General features: G+C 70.8%; 22 protein-coding genes. 6 read left to right on the forward strand and 16 right to left on the reverse strand.

Annotated features, from left to right (window positions below; translation table 11 throughout):
* Positions 1-82 precede the first annotated feature (82 nt).
* The 3 genes from ACGFI7_RS20105 (at position 83) to ACGFI7_RS20115 (ending at position 3,425) form a co-directional block, all read left to right on the forward strand.
* Positions 83-1,111 carry a phosphotransferase family protein gene (locus ACGFI7_RS20105; RefSeq protein ID WP_393406367.1) on the forward strand — a complete coding sequence of 343 codons (1,029 nt, stop codon included), beginning with the start codon at positions 83-85 and terminating at the stop codon, positions 1,109-1,111.
* Between the two features lie 71 nt (positions 1,112-1,182).
* Positions 1,183-1,932: an SDR family oxidoreductase gene (locus ACGFI7_RS20110; RefSeq protein ID WP_393406369.1), complete on the forward strand. Its 750-nt coding sequence runs from the start codon at positions 1,183-1,185 to the stop codon at positions 1,930-1,932.
* Between the two features lie 98 nt (positions 1,933-2,030).
* Positions 2,031-3,425, forward strand: a complete 1,395-nt coding sequence (locus tag ACGFI7_RS20115) for a xylan 1,4-beta-xylosidase (protein ID WP_393406372.1) — start codon at positions 2,031-2,033, stop codon at positions 3,423-3,425.
* A gap of 3 nt (positions 3,426-3,428) precedes the next feature.
* Here ACGFI7_RS20115 and ACGFI7_RS20120 read toward each other — a convergent pair whose 3' ends face one another.
* The 10 genes from ACGFI7_RS20120 to ACGFI7_RS20165 form a co-directional block, all read right to left on the reverse strand.
* On the reverse strand, positions 3,429-6,713 hold the full coding sequence (locus tag ACGFI7_RS20120) for a hypothetical protein (protein WP_393406374.1): 3,285 nt from the start codon (positions 6,711-6,713) through the stop codon (positions 3,429-3,431).
* Positions 6,714-6,805: 92 nt separating this feature from the next.
* Positions 6,806-8,125, reverse strand: a complete 1,320-nt coding sequence (locus ACGFI7_RS20125) for a lipopolysaccharide biosynthesis protein (protein ID WP_393406377.1) — start codon at positions 8,123-8,125, stop codon at positions 6,806-6,808.
* Complete coding sequence (locus tag ACGFI7_RS20130; protein ID WP_393406379.1) at positions 8,118-8,921, reverse strand: polysaccharide deacetylase family protein; 804 nt, start codon at positions 8,919-8,921, stop codon at positions 8,118-8,120. Before ACGFI7_RS20130 ends, ACGFI7_RS20125 begins: the two co-directional genes overlap by 8 nt.
* Positions 8,918-9,859, reverse strand: coding sequence for a glycosyltransferase family 2 protein (locus ACGFI7_RS20135; RefSeq protein WP_393406381.1), 942 nt, complete (start codon positions 9,857-9,859; stop codon positions 8,918-8,920). Before ACGFI7_RS20135 ends, ACGFI7_RS20130 begins: the two co-directional genes overlap by 4 nt.
* Positions 9,860-9,887: 28 nt before the next feature.
* Positions 9,888-10,721 (reverse strand): glycosyltransferase family 2 protein, encoded by an 834-nt coding sequence (locus ACGFI7_RS20140; RefSeq protein WP_393406383.1) that lies wholly within the window; start codon positions 10,719-10,721, stop codon positions 9,888-9,890.
* A gap of 155 nt (positions 10,722-10,876) precedes the next feature.
* Positions 10,877-11,743: a GNAT family N-acetyltransferase gene (locus tag ACGFI7_RS20145; RefSeq protein ID WP_393406386.1), complete on the reverse strand. Its 867-nt coding sequence runs from the start codon at positions 11,741-11,743 to the stop codon at positions 10,877-10,879.
* A gap of 254 nt (positions 11,744-11,997) precedes the next feature.
* A complete protein-coding gene (locus ACGFI7_RS20150; protein WP_393406388.1) occupies positions 11,998-12,369 on the reverse strand; it encodes a hypothetical protein in 372 nt (123 codons plus the stop codon).
* Positions 12,370-12,632: 263 nt separating this feature from the next.
* The gene (locus ACGFI7_RS20155) at positions 12,633-14,165 is read right to left on the reverse strand and encodes a sigma factor (RefSeq protein WP_393406390.1); all 1,533 of its coding nucleotides are present in this window, start codon (positions 14,163-14,165) and stop codon (positions 12,633-12,635) included.
* A 125-nt stretch (positions 14,166-14,290) separates the two neighbouring features.
* On the reverse strand, positions 14,291-15,979 hold the full coding sequence (locus tag ACGFI7_RS20160; protein ID WP_393406393.1) for a substrate-binding and VWA domain-containing protein: 1,689 nt from the start codon (positions 15,977-15,979) through the stop codon (positions 14,291-14,293).
* A gap of 248 nt (positions 15,980-16,227) precedes the next feature.
* On the reverse strand, positions 16,228-16,920 hold the full coding sequence (locus ACGFI7_RS20165; RefSeq protein WP_393406396.1) for a hypothetical protein: 693 nt from the start codon (positions 16,918-16,920) through the stop codon (positions 16,228-16,230).
* Positions 16,921-17,009: 89 nt separating this feature from the next.
* Here ACGFI7_RS20165 and ACGFI7_RS20170 point away from each other — a divergent pair, with 89 nt between their 5' ends.
* A complete protein-coding gene (locus ACGFI7_RS20170; RefSeq protein ID WP_393406398.1) occupies positions 17,010-17,792 on the forward strand; it encodes a DUF4184 family protein in 783 nt (260 codons plus the stop codon).
* Positions 17,785-18,600, forward strand: a complete 816-nt coding sequence (locus ACGFI7_RS20175; protein ID WP_393406400.1) for a TrmH family RNA methyltransferase — start codon at positions 17,785-17,787, stop codon at positions 18,598-18,600. Before ACGFI7_RS20170 ends, ACGFI7_RS20175 begins: the two co-directional genes overlap by 8 nt.
* 9 nt (positions 18,601-18,609) lie before the next feature.
* Here the strand turns inward: ACGFI7_RS20175 and ACGFI7_RS20180 are convergent, their stop codons facing one another.
* The 4 genes from ACGFI7_RS20180 to ACGFI7_RS20195 form a co-directional block, all read right to left on the reverse strand.
* A complete protein-coding gene (locus ACGFI7_RS20180; protein ID WP_393406403.1) occupies positions 18,610-19,386 on the reverse strand; it encodes a neutral zinc metallopeptidase in 777 nt (258 codons plus the stop codon).
* A gap of 90 nt (positions 19,387-19,476) precedes the next feature.
* Positions 19,477-20,202 (reverse strand): ThuA domain-containing protein, encoded by a 726-nt coding sequence (locus ACGFI7_RS20185; protein ID WP_393406406.1) that lies wholly within the window; start codon positions 20,200-20,202, stop codon positions 19,477-19,479.
* A 40-nt stretch (positions 20,203-20,242) separates the two neighbouring features.
* Complete coding sequence (locus tag ACGFI7_RS20190; RefSeq protein ID WP_393406408.1) at positions 20,243-21,313, reverse strand: Gfo/Idh/MocA family protein; 1,071 nt, start codon at positions 21,311-21,313, stop codon at positions 20,243-20,245.
* A gap of 152 nt (positions 21,314-21,465) precedes the next feature.
* A complete protein-coding gene (locus ACGFI7_RS20195; protein ID WP_393406410.1) occupies positions 21,466-22,512 on the reverse strand; it encodes a LacI family DNA-binding transcriptional regulator in 1,047 nt (348 codons plus the stop codon).
* A gap of 76 nt (positions 22,513-22,588) precedes the next feature.
* Between ACGFI7_RS20195 and ACGFI7_RS20200 the strand changes: the two genes are divergently transcribed.
* The gene (locus tag ACGFI7_RS20200; protein ID WP_393406413.1) at positions 22,589-22,765 is read left to right on the forward strand and encodes a hypothetical protein; all 177 of its coding nucleotides are present in this window, start codon (positions 22,589-22,591) and stop codon (positions 22,763-22,765) included.
* A gap of 4 nt (positions 22,766-22,769) precedes the next feature.
* Here the strand turns inward: ACGFI7_RS20200 and ACGFI7_RS20205 are convergent, their stop codons facing one another.
* On the reverse strand, positions 22,770-23,612 hold the full coding sequence (locus tag ACGFI7_RS20205) for a D-alanyl-D-alanine carboxypeptidase family protein (RefSeq protein WP_393406416.1): 843 nt from the start codon (positions 23,610-23,612) through the stop codon (positions 22,770-22,772).
* 59 nt (positions 23,613-23,671) lie between these two features.
* Positions 23,672-24,196 carry a DedA family protein gene (locus ACGFI7_RS20210; RefSeq protein WP_393406419.1) on the reverse strand — a complete coding sequence of 175 codons (525 nt, stop codon included), beginning with the start codon at positions 24,194-24,196 and terminating at the stop codon, positions 23,672-23,674.
* Between the last annotated feature and the right edge of the window lie 117 nt (positions 24,197-24,313).

Consider the following 24,313-nt stretch of genomic DNA (forward strand, 5'->3'; position numbering starts at 1 on the left):
TCAGGGCTCGTTCTCGCAGGTCCGGAACGTTACACAACTCCCAGGTGGCATTCAGGACCGAATAACGTTCTAATATCTGACCATGACCGTACCTGGGATCGACCGGCCCCGGCTCTTCTCCTGGATGGGCCGCCACGCGCCCGACGCCGGTGAGCCGCTGTCCGTCTCGCTCATCTCCGGGGGCAAGTCCAACCTGACTTACCTCATCGAGACCCGCGAGCGCCGTGTCGTACTGCGGCGCCCCCCGCTCGGCCACGTGCTGCCCACCGCCCACGACATGGGACGAGAGTGGCGGGTCATCTCCGCGCTGGCGCCGACGCCGGTCCCCGTGCCGGGACCGGTCGCCTTCTGCGCGGACGAGGACGTCATCGGCGCGCCGTTCTACCTCATGGAGTACGTGGAAGGCGCCTCGGTGCGCACCCGCGACGAACTCGGCGACCTGGCCGAAGGGCCGACCAGGCGGCTGAGCGAGCGCCTGGCCGAGGTGCTGGCCGCCATCCACGCCGTCGACCACCGGGAGGCGGGGCTGGCGGACTTCGGCCGCCCCGACGGGTACCTAACCCGGCAGATCGATCGCTGGTGCAAGCAGTGGGAGCGGTCGAAGACCGGTGACCTGCCCGACTTCGACCGGCTGGTGGACCGGCTGCGCGAGCGGCTGCCGGCACGGTCGGACGGCACCCTCGTGCACGGCGACTACCGGCTCGACAACACGCTCGTCCGGCTCGGCCCCGACCCGGAGATCCGCGCCGTCGTCGACTGGGAGATGTCCACGCTCGGCGACCCGCTCGCCGACCTCGGGCTCACGCTCACCTACTGGCAGGAGGCCGGGGACGAGGAACGGGCCGGGATCCCGGTCGCCGGTGACGTGACGGTCGCGCCCGGCTTCATGACCGCCGCCGAGTTCGCCGCCCACTACGCCGAGGTGTCCGGCCGCGACACCACCGAGCTCGGCTTCTACATCGCGCTCGGCAACTTCAAACTCGCGGTCATCGTCGAGGGTATCCACGCCCGGTTCCGCCAGGGTAAGACCGTGGGGGAGGGGTTCGAGCGGATCGGCGCCGCCGTGCCTGCCCTGATCGCCCGCGCGCACCGCCTGCTCGGCCCGTCCTGACCCGTCCGCCACCTCTGACGACTGCCCGCCTCCGAGATCCGCCGGTCACACCCACCTCCACGAGGAGCGTCATGAGCACTGTTGCACTGATCACCGGAGCGGCCAGCGGCATCGGCGCCGCGGTGGCCCGCCGCCTGTCAGCGGGCGGCGCCAGGTGCGTACTCGTCGACCTGGACGGCGACGGGGCCGAACGGCTCGCCAAGGAGGTCGGCGGCGTCGCCATGGCCGCCGACGTGAGCACCGAGGAGGCGTCCAGGCAGGCCGTCGAACTGGCCGCGAGCACCTACGGCCGGCTCGACCTGGTCCACCTCAACGCCGGCATCTCCAGCGGCGTCGACCTGAACGCCTTCGACCTGGCCCAGTACCGCAAGACCGTCGGGGTCAACGTGGACGGCGTCGTCTTCGGCGTGACCGCCGCCCTGCCGCTGCTGCGGAGCTCCGGCGGCGGGGCGATCGTGGTCACCGCGTCGCTGGCCGGGCTGGTCGGCTACGACGGGGACCCGATCTACACGATGACCAAGCACGCCGTCGTCGGGCTCGTCCGCGCGCTCGCCCCGCCGCTGGCCAAGGAGCACATCCGCATCTCCGCCGTCTGCCCCGGCTTCACCGACACCCCGCTGGTCGCCCACGCGCGCGAGCTGTTCGTCAGCGCCGGCTTCCCGTTGCTGGAGGCGGACGAGGTGGCGGCCGCCGTCGAATCGGCTTTCTACACCGTGGACACCGGTAGCCTGCTCGTCGTGCAACCGGGTAGGCAACCGGTGCCGTACCGTTATGCGGGAGTTCCTGGACCCGCGACCGGGCAACGGCCACCATCGTCCTGACCGTCCGCAAGCCACTCGCAAGCCGGACGGTTACGGTGAACAAGGTCGGGCGTTATCGCTCGACCTTATTTCCGAGATGTTCGTGAAGGGTGGGTTCGGTGATTCCGACGGACGGTCGTCATGCCCGCAGGCGGTCCCCCTGGCCGCTGGCCGTGGGCGCGGGCGCCCTCGCGGTGCTGCTGGTCGCCGGCATCATGACCTACGCGAGCATGCGCTCCGCGCCCGACGACGGGCCGACCACGTTCGTCGGCGGCGAGGTCGCCTCGGCCGCCCCCACCGAGCCCGTGCCCGAGCTGGAGCCGCCGCCCGTGGTCGACGACTGGCCGCGCTGGGGCGTCACCCACACCCAGTACAGCGCCGACAACGAGGGCCCCGAGGTGCAGGACCAGGCCCGGGGCATCCTCGGCCGGGTGCCCATGCTGCAGAACCAGCACATCATGGGCTGGGGCGCCAACAACCCCGAGCCGCGGCCCGGGCAGTACAACTTCATCGACCTCAACCGGCGGCTGAAGTTCATGGCGGCGTCGCGGGCCATCCCGGTGATCACCCTGTGCTGCGCGCCCGACTGGATGAAGGGCGGCCAGGCCGGCCGCACCGACTGGAGCAAGAACCACACGGTCGCCGTCAAACCCGAGCACTTCGACGACTACGCCAAGCTCGCCGCCCGCGTCGCCAAGCAGTACCCGACGGTCGAGTACTACATGGTGTGGAACGAGTTCAAGGGCTTCTGGAACTCCAGCACCAACCGGTGGGACGCCGAGGGCTACACCGAGCTCTACAACAAGGTCTACGACGCGCTCAAGAAGGTGAACCCGAAGATCAAGGTCGGCGGGCCTTACGTGCCGATCGAGAGCACCAAGGCCCAGCGCCCCTCCGAGCTTCAGGGCCCGTACGGCAGCGTCGACCAGCGCGCGCTGGACGCGATCGAATACTGGATCGAGCACAAGAAGGGCGCCGACTTCATCGTGGTCGACGGCGCCTCCATGACCACCGACGCCGACAACGTCCCCGACGACTTCGCCGCCACCGCCAAGTTCAGCGCGATCAGCACCTGGCTGCGGCAGAAGAGCGGCAACCTGCCGGTCTGGTGGGCCGAGTGGTACGTCGAGCCCGACGACTCCGGCTGGTCGGAGGACAAGCGGGTGGCCGTCCAGGCCACCGCCCTCATGGAGTTCGCCAGGAGCGGCGTCACCACGGCTCTCTACTGGAACCCGCAGGCCAGGGGCGGCAAGCAGTGCGCGGGCTGCCTGTGGCGGCCCGGCACCGGCGAGGAGATGCCCATGGCCGGCCTGCTCAGCGGCTTCACCAAGTGGTTCCCCGCGAACGCGCGGCTGGAGCAGGTCGAGTCCTCCGACCCGCGGGTGCGCGTGCTCGCTCAGGAGCGCCAGCTCGTCATGGTCAACACCGCCGAGACCGCCGTGACCGCCACCGTCGACGGCAAGCAGGTCACGCTCAAGCCGTACGAGGTCCAGTGGAGCGGTCGCGGCACCTGAGCCTCAGTTGAGGCCGGCGATGTAGACGAACCGTTCGATGATCACCCCGAGTGCCACCAGGAAGGCCGGGATGGCCACCCCCAGCAGCCACCGGCGGGCGCGCGGCGCGCGGCGCGGGCCGTTGAGCCGGATCACCTCGTAGCTGAAGAGGGTGATCCAGGTCACGGCCAGCGCCCCGATGCCGACGGGCGTCCACGGCGAGGTCGGGTCGCCCCGGCCGCTCTCGTACGGTCGCGGATCGGGGATCTCCGTGCCGCGCACGAACTTGCCCCAGGTGTAGAGCGCGGCGTCGTCGTTGGCGAAGACCCGCTTCAGCTCCGGCGCGGCGTCCAAGGAGGCCCGGAACTTCTCGCCCCAGCCCTCCGGGAACCCCTCGTTGAGCTGGAGATAGCTGACCTGGCCGCGGCTGACCACCACGTAGGTGTTGCGCGGGTTGTCGGGGCTCGGGCGCAGCCGGTCGAGCACGCCGGTGATGTTCGACGGGTCCTTGAACACCTGCGCCTGGCCGGCGAAGTTGACCAGCTCGATGTCGCGCTCGCCCCACGGGAGCGTCGGCGTGACCTCCGGGCCCAGCTTCGGCACCAGATAGACGACCCGGGCACTCGGCTTGTCGTGCTCGTACACGTAGTGCATGGCCGCGACCTCGCCCGAGGTCACCCGCTCGAACTTCTCGTTGCCGTACCTGGCCACCAGGAAGGCGCCGGCGAGCCCCACCGCGATGCACGCGGCGAGCACGAGCGAGATCTTCCTGGTCAGATCGGGGTTGAAGCGCACGTTCCGCTTGCGGATCGGGACGGTCTCCTCGCGCACGTCGGCGCTGTCGGCCGGCATGTTCGGGAAGAACGCGTACGCGGCCAGCAGGCACGCGCCCGGCAGCGCGAACATGTAGATGCGCAGCCCCATCTCGCCGCCGTAGCTCTGCATCGCCAGCGCCAGCGCCGGCACGCAGAGCAGGATCAGGCCCGCCCGGTCGAACACGCCGCGGTGCAGCCGCCGGTAGAGGCCCACCGCCGCCAGCGCCAGGATCACCACCAGGATGCCCAGCCGCGCCTGCAGCACCAGCGAGTGCAGCGGGTCGCTGCCCTCGATGCGGTCGCCGGTGTTGGTCTGCAGGTTGTCGAACACCCGGCCGAGGCCGCCGAAGATCGTGTCGATCTGGCCGACCCAGAAGCCGACGGCCATGTAGCTGATCCAGGTCAGCACCACCAGGCCGAGGAAGAACGGCAGCCCCCACGTCAGCGAGGTCCGCTTGAACAGCAGGAACGCCGTCAGCACGCCCAGCATCATGAACGGCGTGATCTGGTGGGACGCCGTCGAGGCCACGAACAGCGCCAGCAGCAGCATGAGCATGAGCAGCTTGTCGGCCCGGAACATGCCCGTGTTGGCCAGCTCGCCCGGCGTCATCGCGTCCAGCCGGGCCAGCAGCCTGCGCAGCCCCTTGGGCGGGATCGGCTTGGTACGCGGCTCCACCCGGCCGAACCATCGCAACAGGATCGCCACGAACGCCAGATAGAGGGCGAACGTGAAACCCTGTGGCGAGAAGTAGTCCTGCCCGATCCACTGCACCAGGATGAACAGCAGCGCCGCGAACCAGCGCGCGCGCGTGGTGGCCACCACCTGACGCAGGATGAGCACGAACGGCAGCAGGTAGAGCAGGTTCGACAGCAGCGGCGACCAGTTGAGGATCGGCGTCAGGTCGTCGATCCCGGCGGCCTTCGTCACGAACGCGAACAACGCGAAGAACCCCGGCCAGCCCATCCGGGCGTCGATGCCGATGGCCGTCTCGCCGGTCCTGCCGATGAACTCCACGAAACCGGCGTGGATGTACGCGGTCGGGAACCTCGGCTCCTCGGCCACCAGCGCCCCGACCCCGTGCAGGGCGAACGTGATGGCGGCGATCTGGAACAGCAGCAGGAACTTGCGGTCGGTGCTCTGGGCGACCGTGACGAAGAACGACACGATCATGATGAGGATGGCCGCGAAGGCGGTGGCGGGCAGCGCCGCGATCAGGCCGAGGCCGTTGATGTCCTCGGGGTCGACGCCCCAGTACGGGCCGGGCGGCGCCTTGACCGCCAGCACGTACATGATCAGGCCTTCGAGCACGAGCAGCACGGGCAGCCACTTGGGCGCGCTGGCCAGCAGCCGTGCCCCGAGCCCCATCGGCTTCCCGGCCGCCTTGCCCGCCTGAGGCGCGGCGGGCGCCTCGGGGGCCTGGGCGGGCGCCGCGCCCTGTTCGGGCGCGGTGGGAGCTTTAGGGAGCTCTGAGCCCTGGGTGAGCGCGGTGGGAGCCTTGGGAGGCTCTGAGCCATGGGTGAGCCCGGTGGGGACCTTGAGGGCCTCTGTGGTCTGTTCGGGCGTTGAGGAGGTCTTGCGGGCCTTCGTGCCCTGTTCGGGCGCGGCAGGGGCCGTGGGGGTCTTCGTGCCCTGTTCGGGCGCGGCAGGGGCCGTGGGCGCCTTCGTGCCCTGTTCGGGCGCGGCGGGGATCGTGGGGGTCTTCGGGCCCTGCCTGAGGGCGGCGGGCTTCGCCGGGGCCTTCGCGTCCTCACGGGCATCGGCGTCCTGACGGAAGGCCGCCGCTTGCGTGTCCTCTGGCGATCCGGGCCTGCCCTTGGCGGGCTCCGGGGCGTCCGAGCCGGACGGCTGTGAGGTGGGCTCGGTCTTCTTGGGGGCCTGCTGGACGGGGAACGGCGTGGTGGCCGAGACGTCCTCGGCCTTGGGTCCCGGGACGGAACGGGGCTTCCCGGCCTCGCCCGGGGCCTTCGCCGTGGGGCCGGACTCCTCGGAGGCGGGAGGCTCAGGGGACGGACGGCGGGGGGAGACGGGGGCGGCCGCGGCCTCCGCTTCCTCGGCGGTCGGCGGGCGGCCGATGCGCGCCGCCGGAGTGCCGGGGATGCGGAACGTCATGGTCTGGCTCGCGTCCTCAGCGTCCTCGCCGTCCCGCTCCGCGCCCCGCGCGCCGCCGTCAGCGCCGCCGTCAGCCCGACGCTCGTCGGCGTCGGCGTCGGCGTCGACGGTGGCGTCGGTGGCGGTGGCGGTGGCGGTGGGACGGTCGTCGGCGACCTGGTCGCCGGGAGCCTCGTCGCCGGGAGTCTCGTCAGCGGGGGCCTCATCAGCAGAACCCTCACCGGCGGGGGCCTTGCCGGCGGCCTCGTCAGCGGGCTTCGCGGCGGCCTCATCGGCGGGTGTGCCGGCGGCCTTGCCGGCGGGGTCTGCGGGGCCCGGAGGGGTCTTGGCGGCCTCGAGGTCCAGCCGCGGGATGATCCCCGTAGCCTCCGGATCGAAGGGCACCTCTGACTCCTCTCCCGTGTCCCCCCGTACGCCGGAAGAGCCGGTGAAACCCGCTGTCATACCATCGCCGTCCCGTTGCCTCACGTTGACCATCATGGGCCCCCGGGCGACCCCTGAGCGACGCTGAGCTGCCGCTTTTCGGCAGGCCTGAGAATTTTACGTAGTTTCCCGAAGATCACCAACGCGATGAGAGTCTGACTGATCAGCATGCCGTACCCGACCGCCTCCACGTTCGCCAACGGGAACAAGACGGCGATCGCGGTCAGCACCAGCGCCGCCAGCCCGATCTGCAGGGCCGCGAGCTTGCGCACCTCGCCCATCGCGCGCAACGCGCTCAGGTAGATCTCGATCAGCACCCGCGGCAGCACCGCCAGCGCCATGAGCCGCAGCAGCAGCGTCCCTTCGGCGGCGAAGACGTCACCGAACACCCGGAGGATGAGCGGGGCCGCGAGGATCGCCACCACGATGATCGGCACGATGATCATCAGGGCCCGGCGCAGCGCGTTGCGGCAGTTGGCGGCCAGCTGCGACCGGTCGAAGGAGCCCTCGACGGTCAGCGACACGGCCATGTTCATGGCCAGCAGCTCGATCATGCAGCCCAGCGTGTGAGCCATCGAGAAGCGTCCGAACGTCGCCTCGCCCACCTGTGTGGCGACGGCCACCGGCACGAGATAGACGATCGCCAGGACGGAGAGCGTGCCGGGGAAGTCGCCGGACAGGAACCGGGCGATCTCGCGCGTACCCGGTGGGTGGGGGTTCAGGTCGGCGGTGTCCCGCACGTGCCGCGGCACCACCACGCCGAAGATCAGCCAGTTGATCGGGATCAGCGCGATCGCGGTCGGCACCATCCAGGAGACGAAGATCCCGCCGTCGGGCAGCGCCCCGGCGAGCGCGACCAGCAGCCCCATCTTCATCAGGCCGAACACGATGCTGTTGAGCGGCACCCAGACGGCGTTGCGCAGCCCGGTCAGCACCACGTCCTGGAGCGTGAAGACGGCCCAGACCACGACCGCGGCGAGGAAGAACAGCCCGGGCCCGAACCCGGCGAGCACCGCGTACGTCTCGCCCCACAGCGGCAGGGTCAGCAGGAAGCCGAGCGCCGCGGTCATGCCCGTGAGGGCGGCGATCCCGTACCCGCGCAGGATGAGGCCCGGCGTGCGGCGGCCGGCCAGCGGCAGGTAGCGCGCCAGCGCCCCCACCAGGCCCAGCGCCGTCAGCGACGCGAACAGCCGCATGAGCGTGATGACCGCCTGGCCCCGGCCGAACTCCTCCTCGGAGAAGTAGTGGGCGGCCAGCAGCCAGTAGCCCATGCCGAGCACCGCGGTGATGCCGGTGTTGGCCATCAGGGCGTAACCGTTGCGGAAGAGCGGGTTGCGGAGGTCGCGCCGCACCCTCCGCCAGAGCTCAGACATGGCCGCGAACCCGCCGCAGCCCGTATCGCGTCCTTCTGACGACCGCGTAGCCCTTGGTGAGCATGCGCTCGCGCAGATAGATCAGGGGCACCGCGGTGCCCTCGACGGCCTTCTTGAACATGCTGATGGTGGTGTGGCGGGAGACGGTCAGCCGCGGGATGGCGAGCACGTCGTGACGGTCGGCCGCGATCGTGTTGTTCACCGCGCAGGCGGCGAAGTAGCCCGCCTTGCGGACCTCGCGGCGCACCCGCGCGCTGGAGTACCCGTACGGGTAGGCCATGGTGGCGACCGGCGTGCCGAGCTTGTCTTCGAGCAGGCCCTTGTTGCGGCGCAACTCCTGGCGGAGCTCCTCCACGGGAAGCTGGTCGAGCTGCGGGTGGCTGTGGCTGTGGCCGCCGATCTCGATGCCGGACTGGGCGGCCTCGCGGGCCTGACCCCAGCTCAGCATGTCGTCGAGCGGCCGGCCCGCGGCGTCCTCACCGGCGTCGGCCACCCAGCCGCTGGTCAGGAAGACCGTGGCGGGGAAGGCGTGCCGCTCCAGCAGCGGCAGCGCCTTGGCGTGGAAGTCGGCGTAGCCGTCGTCGAAGGTGAGCACGATCGGCTTGCCGGGCAGTTCCTTGCCGTTGATCTTGTTGAGCCTGGCCACCAGGTCGCCCAGCGTCAGCGGCGTGAACCCGCTCTCCGCCAGATAGGCGAGCTGCTCGTCCAGGTCGGACGGGCGCACCGAGTGCGGCTTGGTCTCGTCGTTGGGCGTGTCGGTGACGGAGTGGTACATCAGGATGGGCACCCGGATCATGAGCGCACCGCCTTCAGCCGGATCGAGCCGACCAGGTAGCCCCAGGCCGTCCAGGCCAGCCCGATCACGATCGCGAAGGCCCGGCCCAGCCCGCCCACGTCGCCCTTGACCGCCTCGCCGAGCCCGCGCAGCGCGCCGAGGGGCAGCGTCTTCATCGCGTGCGCCCGCTCGCTGGACAGCCCGTCCTGCGTGCCCACCTCACGGGTCACCAGGGCCTTCGACAGGCCCTCCGCGTAGCAGCGGGAGCGGAAGTAGGCGAACGTCTCGCGTTGCCTGGACACCTTGTGACCGATGACCGCCGCGGGCTGGAAGATCATGACCGAGCCCGGCTTCCGCTGGCTGAGCCGGATGCAGAACTCGGTCTCCTCGCAGCCCAGAGGGCGGCTCTTGCGGCCCTGCACGCTCCGGCCGATGCCGCTGTGGAAGCCGCCCACCTCGGACACCGCGTCGCGCAGGAAGGCCGCGTTGCCGCCCATCACGTTGCGGATCGGCGCCTTCACCGCGGGCATGCCGCGGTAGGTGCAGCCGACCGTCCAGTCGAACTCGTGCGGGAACCAGCGCGGCCGGCGCCCCGACGCCCAGATCGGGTCGGTGCGCCCGCCCACGCCGACGACGCCCGGCTCCTGGAAGCCCTCCTCCAAAGCCTCCAGCCAGCCGGGATCGGCGACCGCGTCGTCGTCGAGGAACGCGACGATCTCACCCTTGGCGGCGGCCACGCCGGTGTTCTTGCCACCGGACAGGCCCTGCTCGTGGGAGTTCTCCAGGACGATCGCGTCCGGATAGGCCCGCTTGAGCTTCAGGTGGAGATCGGGGTTGTGGTCGACGACCAGGATGAGCTCGTGGGGCGGGCGCGTCTGGCGCTCCACCGACTCCACGGCCTGCCTGATGTCCTCCCACCGTTCCTCGGTGTAGACGCAGATGACGACAGACGTGTTCACGGCGATTCCTTCGGGCGTTCGAGCGCGCTTACGCGACACCCCGGTCCGCGGCGGGGGCGGCGGCCGGCTCGGGCCTGGGCGGAGCGGGCTGGCGGCGCCACTCGCGCAGGATCGTCCTGAACACCCGCAGGCCGTCGCGGACGACGTGCAGGTTGCTCTCGCCGTGGATGCGGTCGCGCTCGTGGCTGGGCACCTCGTGCACCTTGAGCCCGCCCTTGGCGGCGCGGATGTTCATCAGGGTCTCCACCTCGAAGCCGTCGCAGTCGAGGTCGAGCACGTCGAGGTGACGCGACCAGAAGGCGTTGTAGCCGTAGCACAGGTCGGTGTACTGCGTGCCGTACATCTTGTTGACGATGCCGGTGAGGACCTTGTTGCCGAGGCGGCGGCTGAAGGTCAGGTCGTCGCTGCCGCCACCGGAGGCGTAGCGCGAGCCCTTCACGAAGTCGGCCCCGGTCATGAGGGCGCCCACGAAGGAGATGATCTCGTGGCCGTCGGTCGAGCCGTCGGCGTCGATCATCACGATGATGTCGCCGGTGCAGGCGGCGAAGCCCTCGGCCAGGGCGTTGCCCTTGCCGCGCCCGGTCTGGTGGACGATCTTCACATTCGGCCGGAGACGCCGCGCCACGGCCACCGTGTCGTCGACGGAGTTGCCGTCGACGAGCACGATCTCGTCGATCCACTGCGGGAGCGTGGCGAACACATGGGGCAGGTTCTCGGCTTCGTTCATCGCCGGCACCACCACGCTCACCGTGGGTGAGATGGCCAGATGGGGGGTGATAGGCGTGAACCGCTCAATGGGGGGCATCGAACGCAACGGCTTGACGGGGGACTTGCCGTTGTGCTTGACAGTCTCGGGACTCATGGCGACGTTGTTCCTTCCGGGACCCGCCGCAGCGTGCCGGCGTCAGTGATCCCCCGGTGCTGAGGGAATAGCTGACGAGACAGTGGTGCATCGGCTGGTCCAGAGGTGCGGGCTGTGCTCGGGGTTGTGCTGCTGTGGTGCTACGGGACCGCCGGCTAGTGCGCTCCCGGTACTTCTTTCGGTACTGCGTTCGGATCGTGCTGTAAGGAACTACGCACCCGTCCGAAACCCTTCAGGACTCGGTCGGCTGCCTTATAGAGAGACGGCCGGTCGAGCACGATTGTTCGGGCCTTGTTCACAGGAGTTCGGCCGATCCAGTGGACGGCCGCCGCGGGGGTGGGCCTGGACACCCGGCCCTCGGCGACGTAGAGGGTGCCGCTCTTGAGCCAGTCCTTGTACTCCTTGCCGCCCTTGCCCATGTCGATGACGTGCAGGCCGCTCCTCGCGGCGGCCTCGGCCATCTGCATGTGGTGGACGATGCCGGGGGAGTAGCGGGCGTACTCGGTGTCGTACGCCGGGAACCAGCCGACCAGCGTGGTGGCCGTCATCAGGCCGAAATGGCCGGCCACCGGGACGTCTCCCGCGTACAGCATGGTGAGCACGCCGGAGAAGTCGGGCGTCCTGGAGGCGTGCATCAGGTCGGTCAGTTCGACGATCCACGGCTGGGCGAACCTGTCGACCCGTCCGGTGCGCCGGTACTGGTCGGACTTCCAGGTCAGGAGGGTGCGGAGCTCGTCGGCGTCGCCGGAGGCCCAGGAGAGGCGCAGCTCGCCGTGCTCCCTGCCGAGCTTGCGCTCCTTGTAGCGGACCGTCTTGAGGTTCTTCGGGGAGTTGACCTTGACCTGGTCGAGCCAGGCGTCGAAGCCGGCGGTGAAGTCCATGACGGGCGCCGGGCGGACGTCGTTCTCGTACGGGGCGAACGCCGGCTGGCCGGCGACCAGGTGATCGAAGTCGTAAACGGTCAGCTTGCACGCGCGCAGGAGGGTGCGGGCGTCGATCTCCAGGTCGGGCGTCGCGATCAAACCATGACAAGTAGTGAGAAAGCCCCCCAGGGGCTTACCAATCCCGAAACTGTGCCGCTCATAGGGAAAAAACCCGACAATCTGGTCTTCATTCTCGATCACCGCAACGCGCACATAATTGCGCAGCTGGTCCATGGCGCCCGCGAACTCCACTGAAAGAAACGGGTTGTCCAGGCTCGGGTCGGCCTTCTGGATCTCCCGCCATCGAGTCCGCTCCGAGTCGCCCAGCTCGCGCGGGCGTACGACGCTGATCTTCACCTTGCCCTGGCCCCCTGTTCGGTCTGCATGTTCTTCCCCCGGTACAACACGCGCAGCACGTACATGAACCCACCGAGCACGGCGACCGTCGCCACGCCTGCTCGGGGTGACCACGCGTCGAACAGCAGCATGGCCTGGGCCAGCAGCACGTTGAGTACGAGGCTTGCGGCGGCTCCCACTGATAGTGCTGCAAGCGGATCACGATCACGCAACAGCCCGACCACCGCGGTGCCGGGGACGACGAGCAGGAACAGGGAGATCAGGAACGGCCGCAGCGGGGTGTCGATGTCGAGCAGGGCGATCGCCGCCCCGGCTATGCAGGCCAGCGAGAGCAGCCATGTGAGCGCTCTGCGGTGCTGCTTCACCATTGCCGTATCTCTCCTGGTTCGTTCCGCTGCGAGGGGCCACGTTTGATCGCTCCATGGGACCAATCGCGCACGCGCACGTCAACGCCGACGCTTGGCAATCACGTCAGGTTTACCGCAGCTCGCCCCCTTCCCATGTGGGATTCACCACATGGGTAAGGAACCGCCTCGGGCTGTCGTGTTCCCCAAGCACACCAGGATGCCCTATCTGTCACACATGTATCGACCTAGCGTCCAACTTGTCACACTTTGTCATGAGGAGAAAATCAGGCTGGTGGTGCGGCCGCTTCCGGGGCCGGGGTACCGGTCGGCTCGGGGGTCTCGGTGACGCCGTCGCCCGGCAGGCCCGTCGGCTCGGGCGTTGCCGGATCGTCCCAGCTCAGCCCGCAGGTCGAGCCGCCGCCGTTGGACGTGATCGTCACGGTGCCGCTGCCCGCCGTGTCGGGGTCCTGGACGGTGACCCAGATCACCGCCGTGCCGCCCGCCTTGATCGAGCCCTTGGCCGGCACCACGTCCAGGCCCTCCGACGCCACCGCCTTCCAGGAGACGTTTCGGTTGCGCGCGCGCAACCCGATCGTGGCGGTGCTCGCCGTCCGCGCCGGGCAGGTCGCGGTGAGCCTGGCGGGACGGGCGGCCCGCCGCCGGGTGGGGGTGCTGACGACCGGGGGCCTGGTGGTCGCCACCTCGGCGGCGGGCCGCCGGGTCGGCTCCGGCGAGGGCGTCCGCTCGCGCTCGTCCGGGCTCGGCGTGGGGTCCGGCTCCCCCTCGGACTCGGCTGAGGGGCTCTCCGGCGACGGGCTCTCCGGCACGGTTTCCGGGAGGGTGTCCGACGCGGCGGGGGGCAGGTTCAAGGACGTCCCCGCGCCCTCGTGACCGGTCATCGCGACCACCACGGTCGTGCCCCCCAGCAGCGCCGCGGCCGTCAGCAACGCCGGGGCCAGCCCGAACCGCCCGCGCCGCCGGCGGCTCGACCGGCCGGGCAGCACCGGGAAGCCCGCACGGTCGAAGCCTTCGCCCCGGTCGACGATCATCGTGCGGGTGTCGCCCAGCCCCGGGTCCCCGCACGTGCCGATCACCCGCTCGCGCAGCGAGAACGGCGCGTACGCCACCGGGAGCATCTCCAGCAGCCGCGCCGCCGACACCTGGCGGCGGCGCCGGTCGGTGCAGACCTCGCAGCCGGCGACGTGCGCGGCCAGGCGCCGCCGGAGCGGCGGCGTCAGCGGGCCCTCCCACGAGTCAACCAGCGCCGACAGCTCCGGGCAGTGCGCCCGGCCGGTCCTGGCCAGCACCACCGCCGCGGCCGCGTTCTCCAGGAGGTCGCGCGACCGGCGCAGCCTGTTGGCCGCCTGCCGCGAGGTCAGCCCCAGCACCGCGGCGGTCTCGGCCGGCTTGAGCCCGTGCCGCAGCGACAGCTCCAGGATCTCGCGCTCGCTCCTGCGCAGCTCGCCCAGCGTGACCGAGACCACCTCGGCCAGCTCGGCGTCGTCCTGGTCGTCCGGCGGCGCCGCCGCCACCCGCCCGGATCCGAGCCGCGCCATGGCCTGGAACCGCACCAGCGCGTACAGCCAGGCGCGTAACCTGGCCGGCTCGCGTAACCGATCGGCGCTTCCCTGCGCGGTGACCACGGCGTCGTGCACCGCGTCGGCCGCGCGCCGGTCGCCCAGCAGCGAGGCGGCGTAGTCGTGCAGCCGGTCGCCGTACGCGTCGTACAGGCGCTCCGGCGCACCCCGGTCGCCGCGACGCAACGCCGCCACCAGTTCCAGATCATGGGCGCGGTCGACCATCGGCCATCCGGGCACTCGTACCTCCCCGCGGGTAACAAGGACATCCCCGGCGTAGAGGACGCCCCTGTCACCCGGCGGGTTGCCAGATCACGCCTAAGTGGCCTTAACCAGGTAAAACAGGGTCAGATGTGACTGATGGGTCAGCCGTCGCAGTCGGGAGTGCAGAGGCGGCGTTCCATTCCCTGGAGGAAGAAGTCACGCACCTGGAGCGGGTCCTTGGCGATGTACGCCTCGCCACCGGTGGCCTGCGCCACCGCGTCCATCTGCTTCTTCCCGGCCTGCGCCTCGGGGCCGAACGCGATCAGCAGGATGCTGACGGGCCGCTGCGGGTTGTAGGTCTCCTTCAGGAACTGGAGGATCTCCGCGTTGCTGACGCCGCCGTCGGGGTCGTCGTTGCCTGCGCCGTCGGTCAGGATCAGCAGCGTGTTGATCCTGTCTCGCGCGTACGTCTTGGTCATGTGCGTGTAGGCGGCCTTGAGCGTGTCGTTCAGCCCGGTGTCGCCGGTGGCCTTGGCCTGCACCGTGGACAGCTCCTTGGCCAGCACGTCCTTGCGCAGCACGCCGTCGACGCTCTCGGTCAGCGGGCCGACCGTGACGACTTCCTTCCAGTCCTTGCCCCGGCCGTCGAGGTGGGTGGAGAACATCCACACGCCCATCTCCGAGTCCGGCGGGAACAGCGTCAGGCCCTCCGTGGCGATCTTGCTGATGGCCTGCATCCGCGTCAGGTTCGTGCCGGGGACCGGCAGCGCCATGGTGCCCGAGACGTCGAGCAGGGTGAGCAGGCGGGTGCCGAGGTTGAGCCGGCTCCAGGTCTGGGCGGCGGAGGCCACCGTCTTGGCGTCGGGGGCAGGCAGCGCCTTCGGGGCGGCCTTGGCGAAGCCCTTGTCCTCCGAGAGCGCCTCGCCCGCCTTGCCGTCGGGGCCGCGGAAGCCCTGCGCGCGCAGCACCTTGAGCGCCGAGTCCTTGGACAGCTCCTGGCGGAAGTCGGCCGCCGCCTTCTGCGCGGCCAGGTCCTTGGTCAGGACGGTGAACGGGTAGTCCAGGCTCAGCGTGCCCTCGGCGGGGTAGAGCGCCACGGCCGGCGTCTCCGGCTTGTTGGTGTTGTGGACGTGGATGGCCTGCTCGGAGGCGACGCCGATCGGCACCTTGCCGCCGCTCTTGACCGTGAGGCTGGCCAGCAGCGCGGGCGAGTCGGCCGCGACCTGGCTGGACAGCTTCTTGAGCGCGCCCACCAGCGCCTTGGTCTGGCCCGCCTCCCTGGCCACGCCGGAGGCGGCCATCAGGGCCGCGAGGCCCGCCGAGCTCTTCTGCGGGTCGAGCGCGACCACGCGCACCTTCTTGCCGGGACCGTCAGGATCGGCCGCGTTCGCCGCCGCGACCATGCTCGCCCAGCTCGGCTCCAGCGCGCCCGCCAGCTTGGCCGCCGACGCCTTGGCCGTCGCCAGCACCACTGGCGAGCTGGCGATCGAACCGGCCGGCTGCGGCGCCACGGCCCCCTCCGGCCGGCTCGCCGACTCCAGCCGGCTGAGGATCAGGCTGGAGTCGGGCACCCAGACGTCACCGGAGAACTTCCCGGCCGCGACCGCGCTCGCGGTCTTCGCCGAGGACTCCTTGGCCACCGTGACCTCGACGCACTTGCTGTCGATCGAGTGCAGGGCCTTGGTGTACGTGCCCGCGATCTTGTTCAGCGCCGGCTGGACGTCCGGGCTGGCCACCACCCGGAGCGGGATCGTGCCGTCGGAGCAGTCGTGCTCGCGGTTGAAGATGACGAAAGCCGCGACGCCGAGCAACACCGCCAGCGCCACGGCTCCCGCGAGCGGCACGAGCACTCGCCCTCGCCCGCCACGCGCCCGTCTGCGCGTGGTGCGGGGTGATGGATCCTGGGCTCGGTAGCCGCCGTCGAAGTCGTCTGTGCGGTGTCGCCCCACGGCTGTCCTCTTGGTGTTCTTGATCGCCTGTTGGCCTGGACCTTTCGGAGACCCTGGCGGGTGGTACTCCGCGGTACCCGGGGAACGATACTCGGTACGCTTGCCGGGGCAAAACACCTCTTTTGGTGCAGTAATCACCCGGCGTCATGTCAGTGGCAGCAAATGTGACCGCGCCAGGCCCGGATCCCTTCCCGCACGGCGACCACGGCCAGGGCCAGCGCCACGATCGGATCGACCCACCACACGCCCTCGGTGTTGAGCCACAGGCCCACGAGCACGCCCGCGGCCGTCGCGCCGCAGATGATGTTCTGGGTGCCCTCGCCCGCGGTGGCCCCGGACGCCAGCCGCACCCCGAGCCGCCGCTTGACCACGCCCAGCACCGGCATGCTGATCAGGCTCACCGCCGTCACCGCGATGCCGAGCACGCTCACCTCCGCGCGGTGCCCGGCGTCCAGGTCATGGCCCACGTGCACGATCAGGTACGGCGCGAGCAGCCAGAAGCTCACCGCCACGGCCCGCCGCGCCCGGTGCTCGGCCGTCGCCGACAGCGTGCGCGCGCCGGTGAACCGCCACACCACGATCAGGCTCGCCAGGGCCTCCACCAGGGCCGACAGCCCCCAGCCGATCAGCGCGACCGAGTGCGCCCCGAACCCGGCCGCCAGCCCCAGAGTGCTCTCCACGCCGAGCCAGACCAGGGTGACCACCGAGAGCGACCGCGCCTGCCGCGCCGCCCGCAGCCACTCGGGCGACGCCGCAGGATGCTCATGAACCCGCTGGTCAGGCATCTTGAACCCCCGTATTCCCGGCCCCCGGCCGCCGACGACGTTGCGTACCTTCTCCATTGCTGAGCGTGACCCTAGAGGTTCGGGGCGGGGAATGGCCACACGCGCGGGTAATGTCATGATCAAGGAGCGACTCGGAGGGGGAGCCGGTGCCGTTCACACCCAGTCACATGGCGGCGGTGCTGCCGCTCATCTCGTCGCCCAGGGTGCGCCGCCTGGCCGACCCGTGGGCGCTGGCGCTGGGGGCGATGGTGCCCGACCTGCCGATCTTCCTGCCCTTCTTGCCCGACTACAGCGACTGGCACTCCTGGCAGGGCGTGGTGACCGTGGACCTGGCGGCGGTGCTGATCCTGCTCGTGCTCTTCCACGGCCTGCTCCGCGACCCGCTCCTGGCCCTGCTGCCGCCCGCGCTGGCCGGCCGCGCCGCCACCCTGCGGCCCGCCTGGCCGCAGCTCGTCCGGGGCGTCCCCGCCATCGTGGCCGGCGGCCTGATCGGCGCCGCCACCCACGTCGCGTGGGACTCCTTCACCCACTCCACCGGCCCGGGGGAGTGGGGAGCCTGGCTGGCGGCCCCCGTGCTCGGCGTGCTGCCGCTGTTCCGGGTGCTGCAGTACTGCTCGTCCGCGGTCGGCCTGGCCGTCGTCGTGTGGTGGGCCTGGCGCGGCCTGTCCCGGATGGCGCCCGTGCCGGTGCCCGCCGGCCTGCGTACCTCCGCCCGGGTCCGCTGGACGGTCCTGGCCTGGGGCGCGGCGGGCATCCTCGCCGGCGCGTTCGCCTGGCCCCGGCTGGACGAGCCCAACCCGGCCTTCGGCCTCCCCGGCGTCATCACCAAGGTCGGCGCCGGCACCGTCGTCGGGCTCTGCCTCGTCCTCGCGTGCTACGCGCTGGTCTGGCAGGTCAGGCGAGTCGTGGCAGTATCGGAAGGTGCTTGAGTACGTCACCGACGCCGCCGACCCCCGCCTGACCGACTACACCCGGCTGCGCGACGTCGAGCTGCGCAAGAGCCTGGAGGCCGAGCGAGGCCTGTTCCTGGCCGAGGGCGAGAAGGTGATCAGGCGCGCCATCGGCGCGGGCCACCCGATCCGCTCCGTCCTCACCACCCGCCGCTGGCTCCAGCCGCTCGCCGACGTCCTCGGCGACGCCACCGTGTACGTGGTCAGCGACGAGATCATGTCGGCCGTCGCCGGTTTCCAGGTCCACCGCGGCGCCCTCGCCTCCATGGCCCGCCGCGCACTGCCCTCCACCGCCTCGGTCATGGAGTCGGCCACCCGCCTCGTGGTCCTCGAAGACATCGTCGACCACGCCAACGTCGGCGCCATCTTCCGCTGCGCGGCGGCGCTGGGCGTGGGCGGGGTCGTCCTGTCGCCGCGCTGCGCCGACCCTCTCTACCGGCGCGCGGTGAAGGTGTCCATGGGGGCGGTCTTCTCGATCCCGTACGCCCGGATGGACAACTGGTACACCGGCCTGGACGAGCTGCGCGCCGCCGGCTTCCGGACCCTGGCGCTGACCCCCGACCAGTCGGTCACCCCGCTCGACGAGGTCAAGCTCGCCGAGCGGGTGGCGCTGCTGCTCGGCGCCGAGGGCGACGGCCTGTCGTCCAGGTGGCTGCAGGAGGCCGACGAGCCGGTCTGCATCCCGATGAGCCCGGCGGCGATGGCCGCGGGCGTCGACTCCCTGAACGTCGTGGCCGCCGCCGCCATCGCCTGCCACGGCCTGATGCGCGCCGGTGGGCCCTCCTGAGCGACGCCGTCAGGCGACCCTGGAGGACGACGCGCTCCACGTGTTGCACGACTTGGGGTCGCCGGTGGCGAAGCCGCGCTTGATCCAGGCGCGCACGTTGGCCGTCTTCCCCAGCCAGCGCTCGTCCTTGCGGCCGTCGCCCCGCATCAGGCTCAGCAGCTCGCGGAAGTCACGCGAGTTCCTGCCCTTGAGCGGCCACACGCTCTTGAGGAAGGCTCCGGCGAGGCACTCGGTCTGCAGGTTGGCCCGGCGCGACTGCTCACGCAGCTCGGCCTCGCCGTCGTAGGGCTCATCGTTGTGGGCGTCGGTGATGCCGGTGAGCTGCTGGACGTGCATGCCGTACATGGCGGAGGTCAGCTGGAACAGCCAGAGGTCGTCGGTCTCCTCCAGCCAGGACTTGCCGACCTGGACGGCGAGCGTCTTGGTCCTGTCGCAGTACCAGATCTGCGCGTCCTCCTTGCCCACGTCCATCCCGCAGTACTTCTTCGGGATCCGGCTGTAGTGCTTGACGCGCAGCTTGGCGAAGTCGACGCCGGCCTTGGCCAGGTGCCGGCCCCAGGTCTTGTCGAGGCAGGCGACGACGGCGCTGACGTAGGCGCGGGCCTGCTTCTTGTCGCCCGGCCTGAGGCGCTTCTCCGCGCACTTCGTACGGGGGAGCGGCCCCGCGGCGTAGAGCTCGTTCTTGGTCAGCTCGGGGCTGTCGATCGGATCCACCGCGGCGTTCGCCGCGGTGCCCGACAGCGGGAGGGTGACGGCCGCCAGCGCGGCGATCATGTGGATCTTCACATGCGGACCCTAGGGTCGCGCTGTGCGGGCGGCAACCGGAATACAAGGAAAGCGATATTTCCGAAATTTCCCTGTAAATCACCCCTGTGACTACCACCGGACGGGCGTGTGCGCGTTGTCGAGCGGCTCGCCGACGCCGCCCGGCGGGGCCGCCCACAGCACGGCGTTGGCCAGCACGCGGCGCACGTCGGGGTGGTGGTAGACGGGATATTTCTGGTCGCCGGGGCTGAAATAGAAGATCCGGCCCAGCCCCCGCCGGTAGCAGCAGCCGCTGCGGAACGCCTCGCCGCCGCCGAACGAGCTGATGAACACCAGCTCGTCCGGTTCCGGGACGCCGAACGGCTCGCCGTAGGTCTCGTGCGCGTCGATGACGATCGGGCGCGGCACCCCCTCGGCGATCGGATGGCCGGGCGCCACGGTCCACACCAGCTCGCGTTCGCCGGCGTCGCGCCAGTTCAGGCTGCACGTGGTGCCCATCAGGGCGCGGAAGAGCTTCGAGTAGTGGCCGGAGTGCAGCACCAGCAGCCCCATGCCGCCGAGCACCCGCCGCCGCACCCTCTCCACCACCTCGTCGGCGACCTCGTCGTGGGACATGTGGCCCCACCAGGTGAGCACGTCGGTCTCGGCGAGCTCCTTGTCCGACAGCCCGTGCTCGGGGTCGTCCAGCACGGCGGTACGGACGCGGGCCCGCGCGCCCAGGTGCTCGGTCAGCGCCGCCGCGATCGCGCCGTGCATCCCCTCGGGGTAGCGCCGGCGCACGTCCTCCTCCTGCCGCTCGTGACGGTTCTCGCCCCAGACCGTGACCTTGATCGGCATCGTGTCCCCCTCGTCGCCGCCTACCCGGAGGGCCTACCCGTCATTCGGCCCAGCTCATCGGCGCGGGCGGCTCGAAGGAACTGGTCAGCTCGACCGGCCCGCCCTTCTCGTACGAGGTGCGCGCGGCGCAGAGGATCTCCACCACGTGCGCCGCCTGCTGCCCGGTGGCGCGGTGCGGCCGCCGCTCGCGGATCGCGGCGGCGAGGTCACGCACGGCCCGGCCCCATTCGACGCCCCGGTACGGTTCCCGCACCGGCGTCACCGGCCGGGGCTTCTCGCGGAAGGCGGCGATCTCCAGCGGCGCGTCGAAGTCGTGCCAGCCGCGCAGCAGCAACGATCCGTCGTCGCCGTGGAACTCCATGCCCTTCTGGTGGGTGTTGCCCTGCTCCACGTAGAAGTCGCAGGTCAGCCGGAGCAGCACGCCGCCCTCGAACTCGATGTTGGCCACCACGTAGTCCGGCGTGCTGAGCGTGAACGGCAGCCCGTCGAGGCGCGTCCGCTGCGGGTGCAGGGTCGAGGCGAAGGCCGTCACCCGCCGGGCCGGGCCGAGCGCGGCCGTGGCGATCGTCAGCGGGTAGACCCCCACGTCGAACAGCGCGCCGACCTCGTAGAAGCCGACCGGCTCCGGGTGCCACACCTCGATCCGGCCCCAGTTGACCTCGGCGTACACCAGCCGGACGCGGCCGATCGCCTCCTCGCGCAGCAGCTTGAGCGCCGTCTGCTGGGACTCGCCGAGGAAGGTGGCGGGCGCGCCGCCGAGCCGCAGCCCGCGCTCGCCGGCCAGCGCCACCAGCTCGGCGGCCTCCTCGTACCGCAGCGCGAGCGGCTTCTCGCTGTGCACGTGGCGGCCCGACTCCAGGCAGCGGCGGATGACCTCGTAGTGGGCCTTGTGCGCGGTCAGGTTGACCACGATCTCGACGCCGGGGTCGGCCAGCAGCTCGTCCAGCGTCTCGTACGCGCGGACGCCGTGCGCGGCGGCGAGCGCTTCGGCCCGCGCCGGGTCGACGTCCTGCACGCCGAGGAAGTCCAGCTCCGGGTAGTCGGCCAGGTGTTCGGCGTATCTCTTGGCGATGTTGCCGCAACCGACGATCGCCACCCCCGTCGTCCCCATCGCACGTCTCCCTAGAGCTTCGCGGTTCGGCACTTCGATCACCGAAACTACGCGTACCGCACAAGGAGGGTCAATCACGGGCAATGAGCTGAAAAGCTACCCTTTACGCGACTTGACTGGTGTCGATTCACCCTGGCCAGGGAGACGGCCGGCTACGGAGGCGGCGGCGCGGTCGAGGCGCGGACGATCAGCTCGTGCGGGAACAGCAACCGTTCGGGCTCGTCCGGCGGCTCCAGCAGCAAACGTCCCGCCGCCGCCCCGATCTCCTGCTTCGCCTGACGGATCGTGGTCAGCCCCGCCTCCTCGGCGGCGCTGTCGGAGAACCCCACCACCGACAGCTCACCGGGGACGTCCAGCCCCAGGTCGGCGGCGGCGTCGAGGATGCCGAGCGCCAGCACGTCGGTGTTGGCCAGGATGGCCGTCGGACGCGGCGTGCGCTGCAGCAACGCGTGACCGGCCTCCCTACCGGCCGCTCGCGAGTTCCTGCCCAGCTCGTAGAACGGCACGGACGCCCAGTCGACGCCCGCCGAGACACAGGCGGACTCGTAGCCGGAGCGCCGCTCCCGCATCGCCTCGAACACCGCGCCGCGCTGACGGTCGGGATCGGCCCAGCCCGTGCGGCCGTCGGCGTGCAGGCCCACCATGGCCACCCCGATGCGCCGGTGGCCCAGCTCGATGAGGTGGCGCGCGGCCCGCGCCCCGGCGGCCGGCTCGTCGATGCCCAGGAACGGGTGACCCGGCACGTACGGCTCGTCGACCACCACCACGGGCAGCCGGCGGGACAGCACCTCGGCCAGCGCCGGGTGGCCGTCGGGCAGGGACATCACGCAGAAGGCGTCGACCACGGCGTCGCGCACCGGCGGCGTGTGCTGCTCGCCGCGCGGGAGCGGCAGGATCAGCAACCCCACCCCGGCCTCCTCGGCGGCGGTGGCCAGCCCCTGGAAGAAGCCGAGCGCGTACGGGTCGGCGAAGGCGTAGGCGAGGGTCTCGCTGAACAGCAGCCCCACCGCACCGGCCCGGCCCAGGCGCAGCGAGCGCGCGGCCGCGTTGGGGCCGGCGTAGCCCAGCTCGTCGGCGACCTGGAGGACGCGCCGCCGCAGGTCGTCGCTGAGCTGGTCGGGCCGGGAGAAGGCGTAGGACACCGTCGCCCTGGACACGCCCAGCCGATCGGCGATCGTCTGCAGTGTGACCTTGGCCATCTTCCCACCGTAGCGGATCTCTTGCCTGACGAATCTTAATCGATTAAGATCTTAATGGATTAAGAAGGAGGGTGTGATGGACGCCATGCAGGTTCTCGCGTACCAGATCGCGATGGCGCACCGGGAGTCGCCGCACGCGGCGCTGCCGGACGCGCCGGTGCTGCCGCATCGCGACCGGGCCCGGGCCAGGGTCCGCCTGGCGCACACGCTGCGCTGGACCGCCGACCGGCTCGACCCGATCATGGAGTGCTGAGCCCTCAGCGGAGGGCGATCTCCCCGGCGACGTGCTCCAGCAGCCGCTCCGCCGTCGTGAAGCGCCGCTCGTCGCGGTCGCCGAGCAGCACCCCGACCACGTCGCGCCCGTTGACCCGGGCCGCGAACAGCAGGCAGAACCCGGCCTTCTGGGTGTAGCCGGTCTTGACCCCGATGACGCCGGGGGCCCGGCCGAGCAGCTTGTTGGTGTTGCGCCAGGTGTGGGCCCGGTGCAGGGACGTCTTGGTCACCTTGTGGGTCGCCCGGCTCACGACAGTCTTGAAGACCGGGTTGGCCAGCGCCTGCCGCGCCAGCTCCACCTGGTCGGCGGCGGTGGAGTAGCCGCCGTTGCGCGGGGTCGGCATGCCGTCGGCGTTGGTGTAGAGGGTGCCGTCGAGGCCGAGCCGGCGGGCGGTGGCGTTCATCTTGGCGATGAAGGCCGGCTTGCCCGGCCCGTAGGTGCGGGCCAGCGCGTTCGCCGCGTCGGCGCCGGAGGGCAGCATGAGCGCGTACAGCATGTCCCTGACCGTGAGCCGCTCGCCCGCGCGCAGGCCCGCCGTCGCCGCGCCGCCCTTGGCGGCGTAGCGGACGTCCTCCGCGGTGACGGTGACGATCTCGGACAGCTTCGCCTCGCGCAGCACGACGTACGCGGTCATCACCTTGACCAGGCTGGCCACCGGCACCCGGGCGGTCTCGCGCTTGCCGAAGTGGATCGTTCCGAAGGAGTCGACCACGTAAGCCTGTTTGGCGGCCACCGGCGGCGCCTCGGCGGCCACGGCCGGCGGCGCGGCGGAGACCCCCACCGTGAGGGCGAGCATGGCGGAACCTGCGAGAACGGCGATACGCATGAGCACCATGGTGACATTTCCGGGCCGCCGATCCGGCGAAACATGCCGAATGGGGAGTGTCAGGCGGCGAGCTGCTCTTCCGCCCTCGCCCGCTTCCTGCGCCGCCAGGTGATGTAGTACACCACTCCGGCCACCACGGCCACCGCCACGAGCCCGGCCGCGAGCGGCGACTGGGCGGCGAGCCGCAACCACGCCCCGAGCGCGACCATGCCGCCGAACCACCACAGCGGGGCCCAGGTCAGGCACCCGAGCGCGCTCGCCACCACGTACCAGGGATAGGACACCCGCAGCGCCCCCGCCACCCACGGCAGCGTGTGGCGCAGCATCGGCACCCAGAAGCAGCCGTAGACGGCCAGCGCACCCCACTTCTCCACGACGCGCTCGACCTTGGCGATCCGCTCGCGGCCCATCCGCTCGCCGACGCGGGACTCGTACAGCTTCTCGCCCAGCCGGCGGCCCGCCCAGTAGTAGACCTGGAACACCACGAAGAGGGCGAACATGAGGATGACGCCCACGAGCCAGTACGGCAGACCCAGCCAGAAGGGATCAGCCACGGAGTCCAGGACGAGCGGGAGGTGCCTCATGGCGGACTCCACACCCCCAATCGTTAGGTCAGCCTTACCTTAATTCACCTTGCAAGTGGCTGCCATATCGGGCTGCAAGCCGCGGTCAACCACCTCCCAGTACACCTGAACTGAGCG

It is taken from the genome of Nonomuraea sp. NPDC048826 (assembly GCF_043198225.1).
Lineage (GTDB): Bacteria > Actinomycetota > Actinomycetes > Streptosporangiales > Streptosporangiaceae > Nonomuraea.

Coding starts and splice junctions, on each gene's coding strand:
- ACGFI7_RS20205 (WP_393406416.1), bottom strand. CDS start 23,612: ATGCGTATCGCCGTTCTCGCAGGTTCCGCCATGCTCGCCCTCACGGTG.
- ACGFI7_RS20150 (WP_393406388.1), bottom strand. CDS start 12,369: ATGGTGAAGCAGCACCGCAGAGCGCTCACATGGCTGCTCTCGCTGGCC.
- ACGFI7_RS20130 (WP_393406379.1), bottom strand. CDS start 8,921: ATGATCCGGGTGCCCATCCTGATGTACCACTCCGTCACCGACACGCCC.
- ACGFI7_RS20190 (WP_393406408.1), bottom strand. CDS start 21,313: ATGGGGACGACGGGGGTGGCGATCGTCGGTTGCGGCAACATCGCCAAG.
- ACGFI7_RS20140 (WP_393406383.1), bottom strand. CDS start 10,721: ATGAGTCCCGAGACTGTCAAGCACAACGGCAAGTCCCCCGTCAAGCCG.
- ACGFI7_RS20165 (WP_393406396.1), bottom strand. CDS start 16,920: ATGGAGAAGGTACGCAACGTCGTCGGCGGCCGGGGGCCGGGAATACGG.
- ACGFI7_RS20200 (WP_393406413.1), top strand. CDS start 22,589: ATGGACGCCATGCAGGTTCTCGCGTACCAGATCGCGATGGCGCACCGG.
- ACGFI7_RS20185 (WP_393406406.1), bottom strand. CDS start 20,202: ATGCCGATCAAGGTCACGGTCTGGGGCGAGAACCGTCACGAGCGGCAG.
- ACGFI7_RS20110 (WP_393406369.1), top strand. CDS start 1,183: ATGAGCACTGTTGCACTGATCACCGGAGCGGCCAGCGGCATCGGCGCC.
- ACGFI7_RS20210 (WP_393406419.1), bottom strand. CDS start 24,196: ATGAGGCACCTCCCGCTCGTCCTGGACTCCGTGGCTGATCCCTTCTGG.
- ACGFI7_RS20125 (WP_393406377.1), bottom strand. CDS start 8,125: ATGTCTGAGCTCTGGCGGAGGGTGCGGCGCGACCTCCGCAACCCGCTC.
- ACGFI7_RS20105 (WP_393406367.1), top strand. CDS start 83: ATGACCGTACCTGGGATCGACCGGCCCCGGCTCTTCTCCTGGATGGGC.
- ACGFI7_RS20195 (WP_393406410.1), bottom strand. CDS start 22,512: ATGGCCAAGGTCACACTGCAGACGATCGCCGATCGGCTGGGCGTGTCC.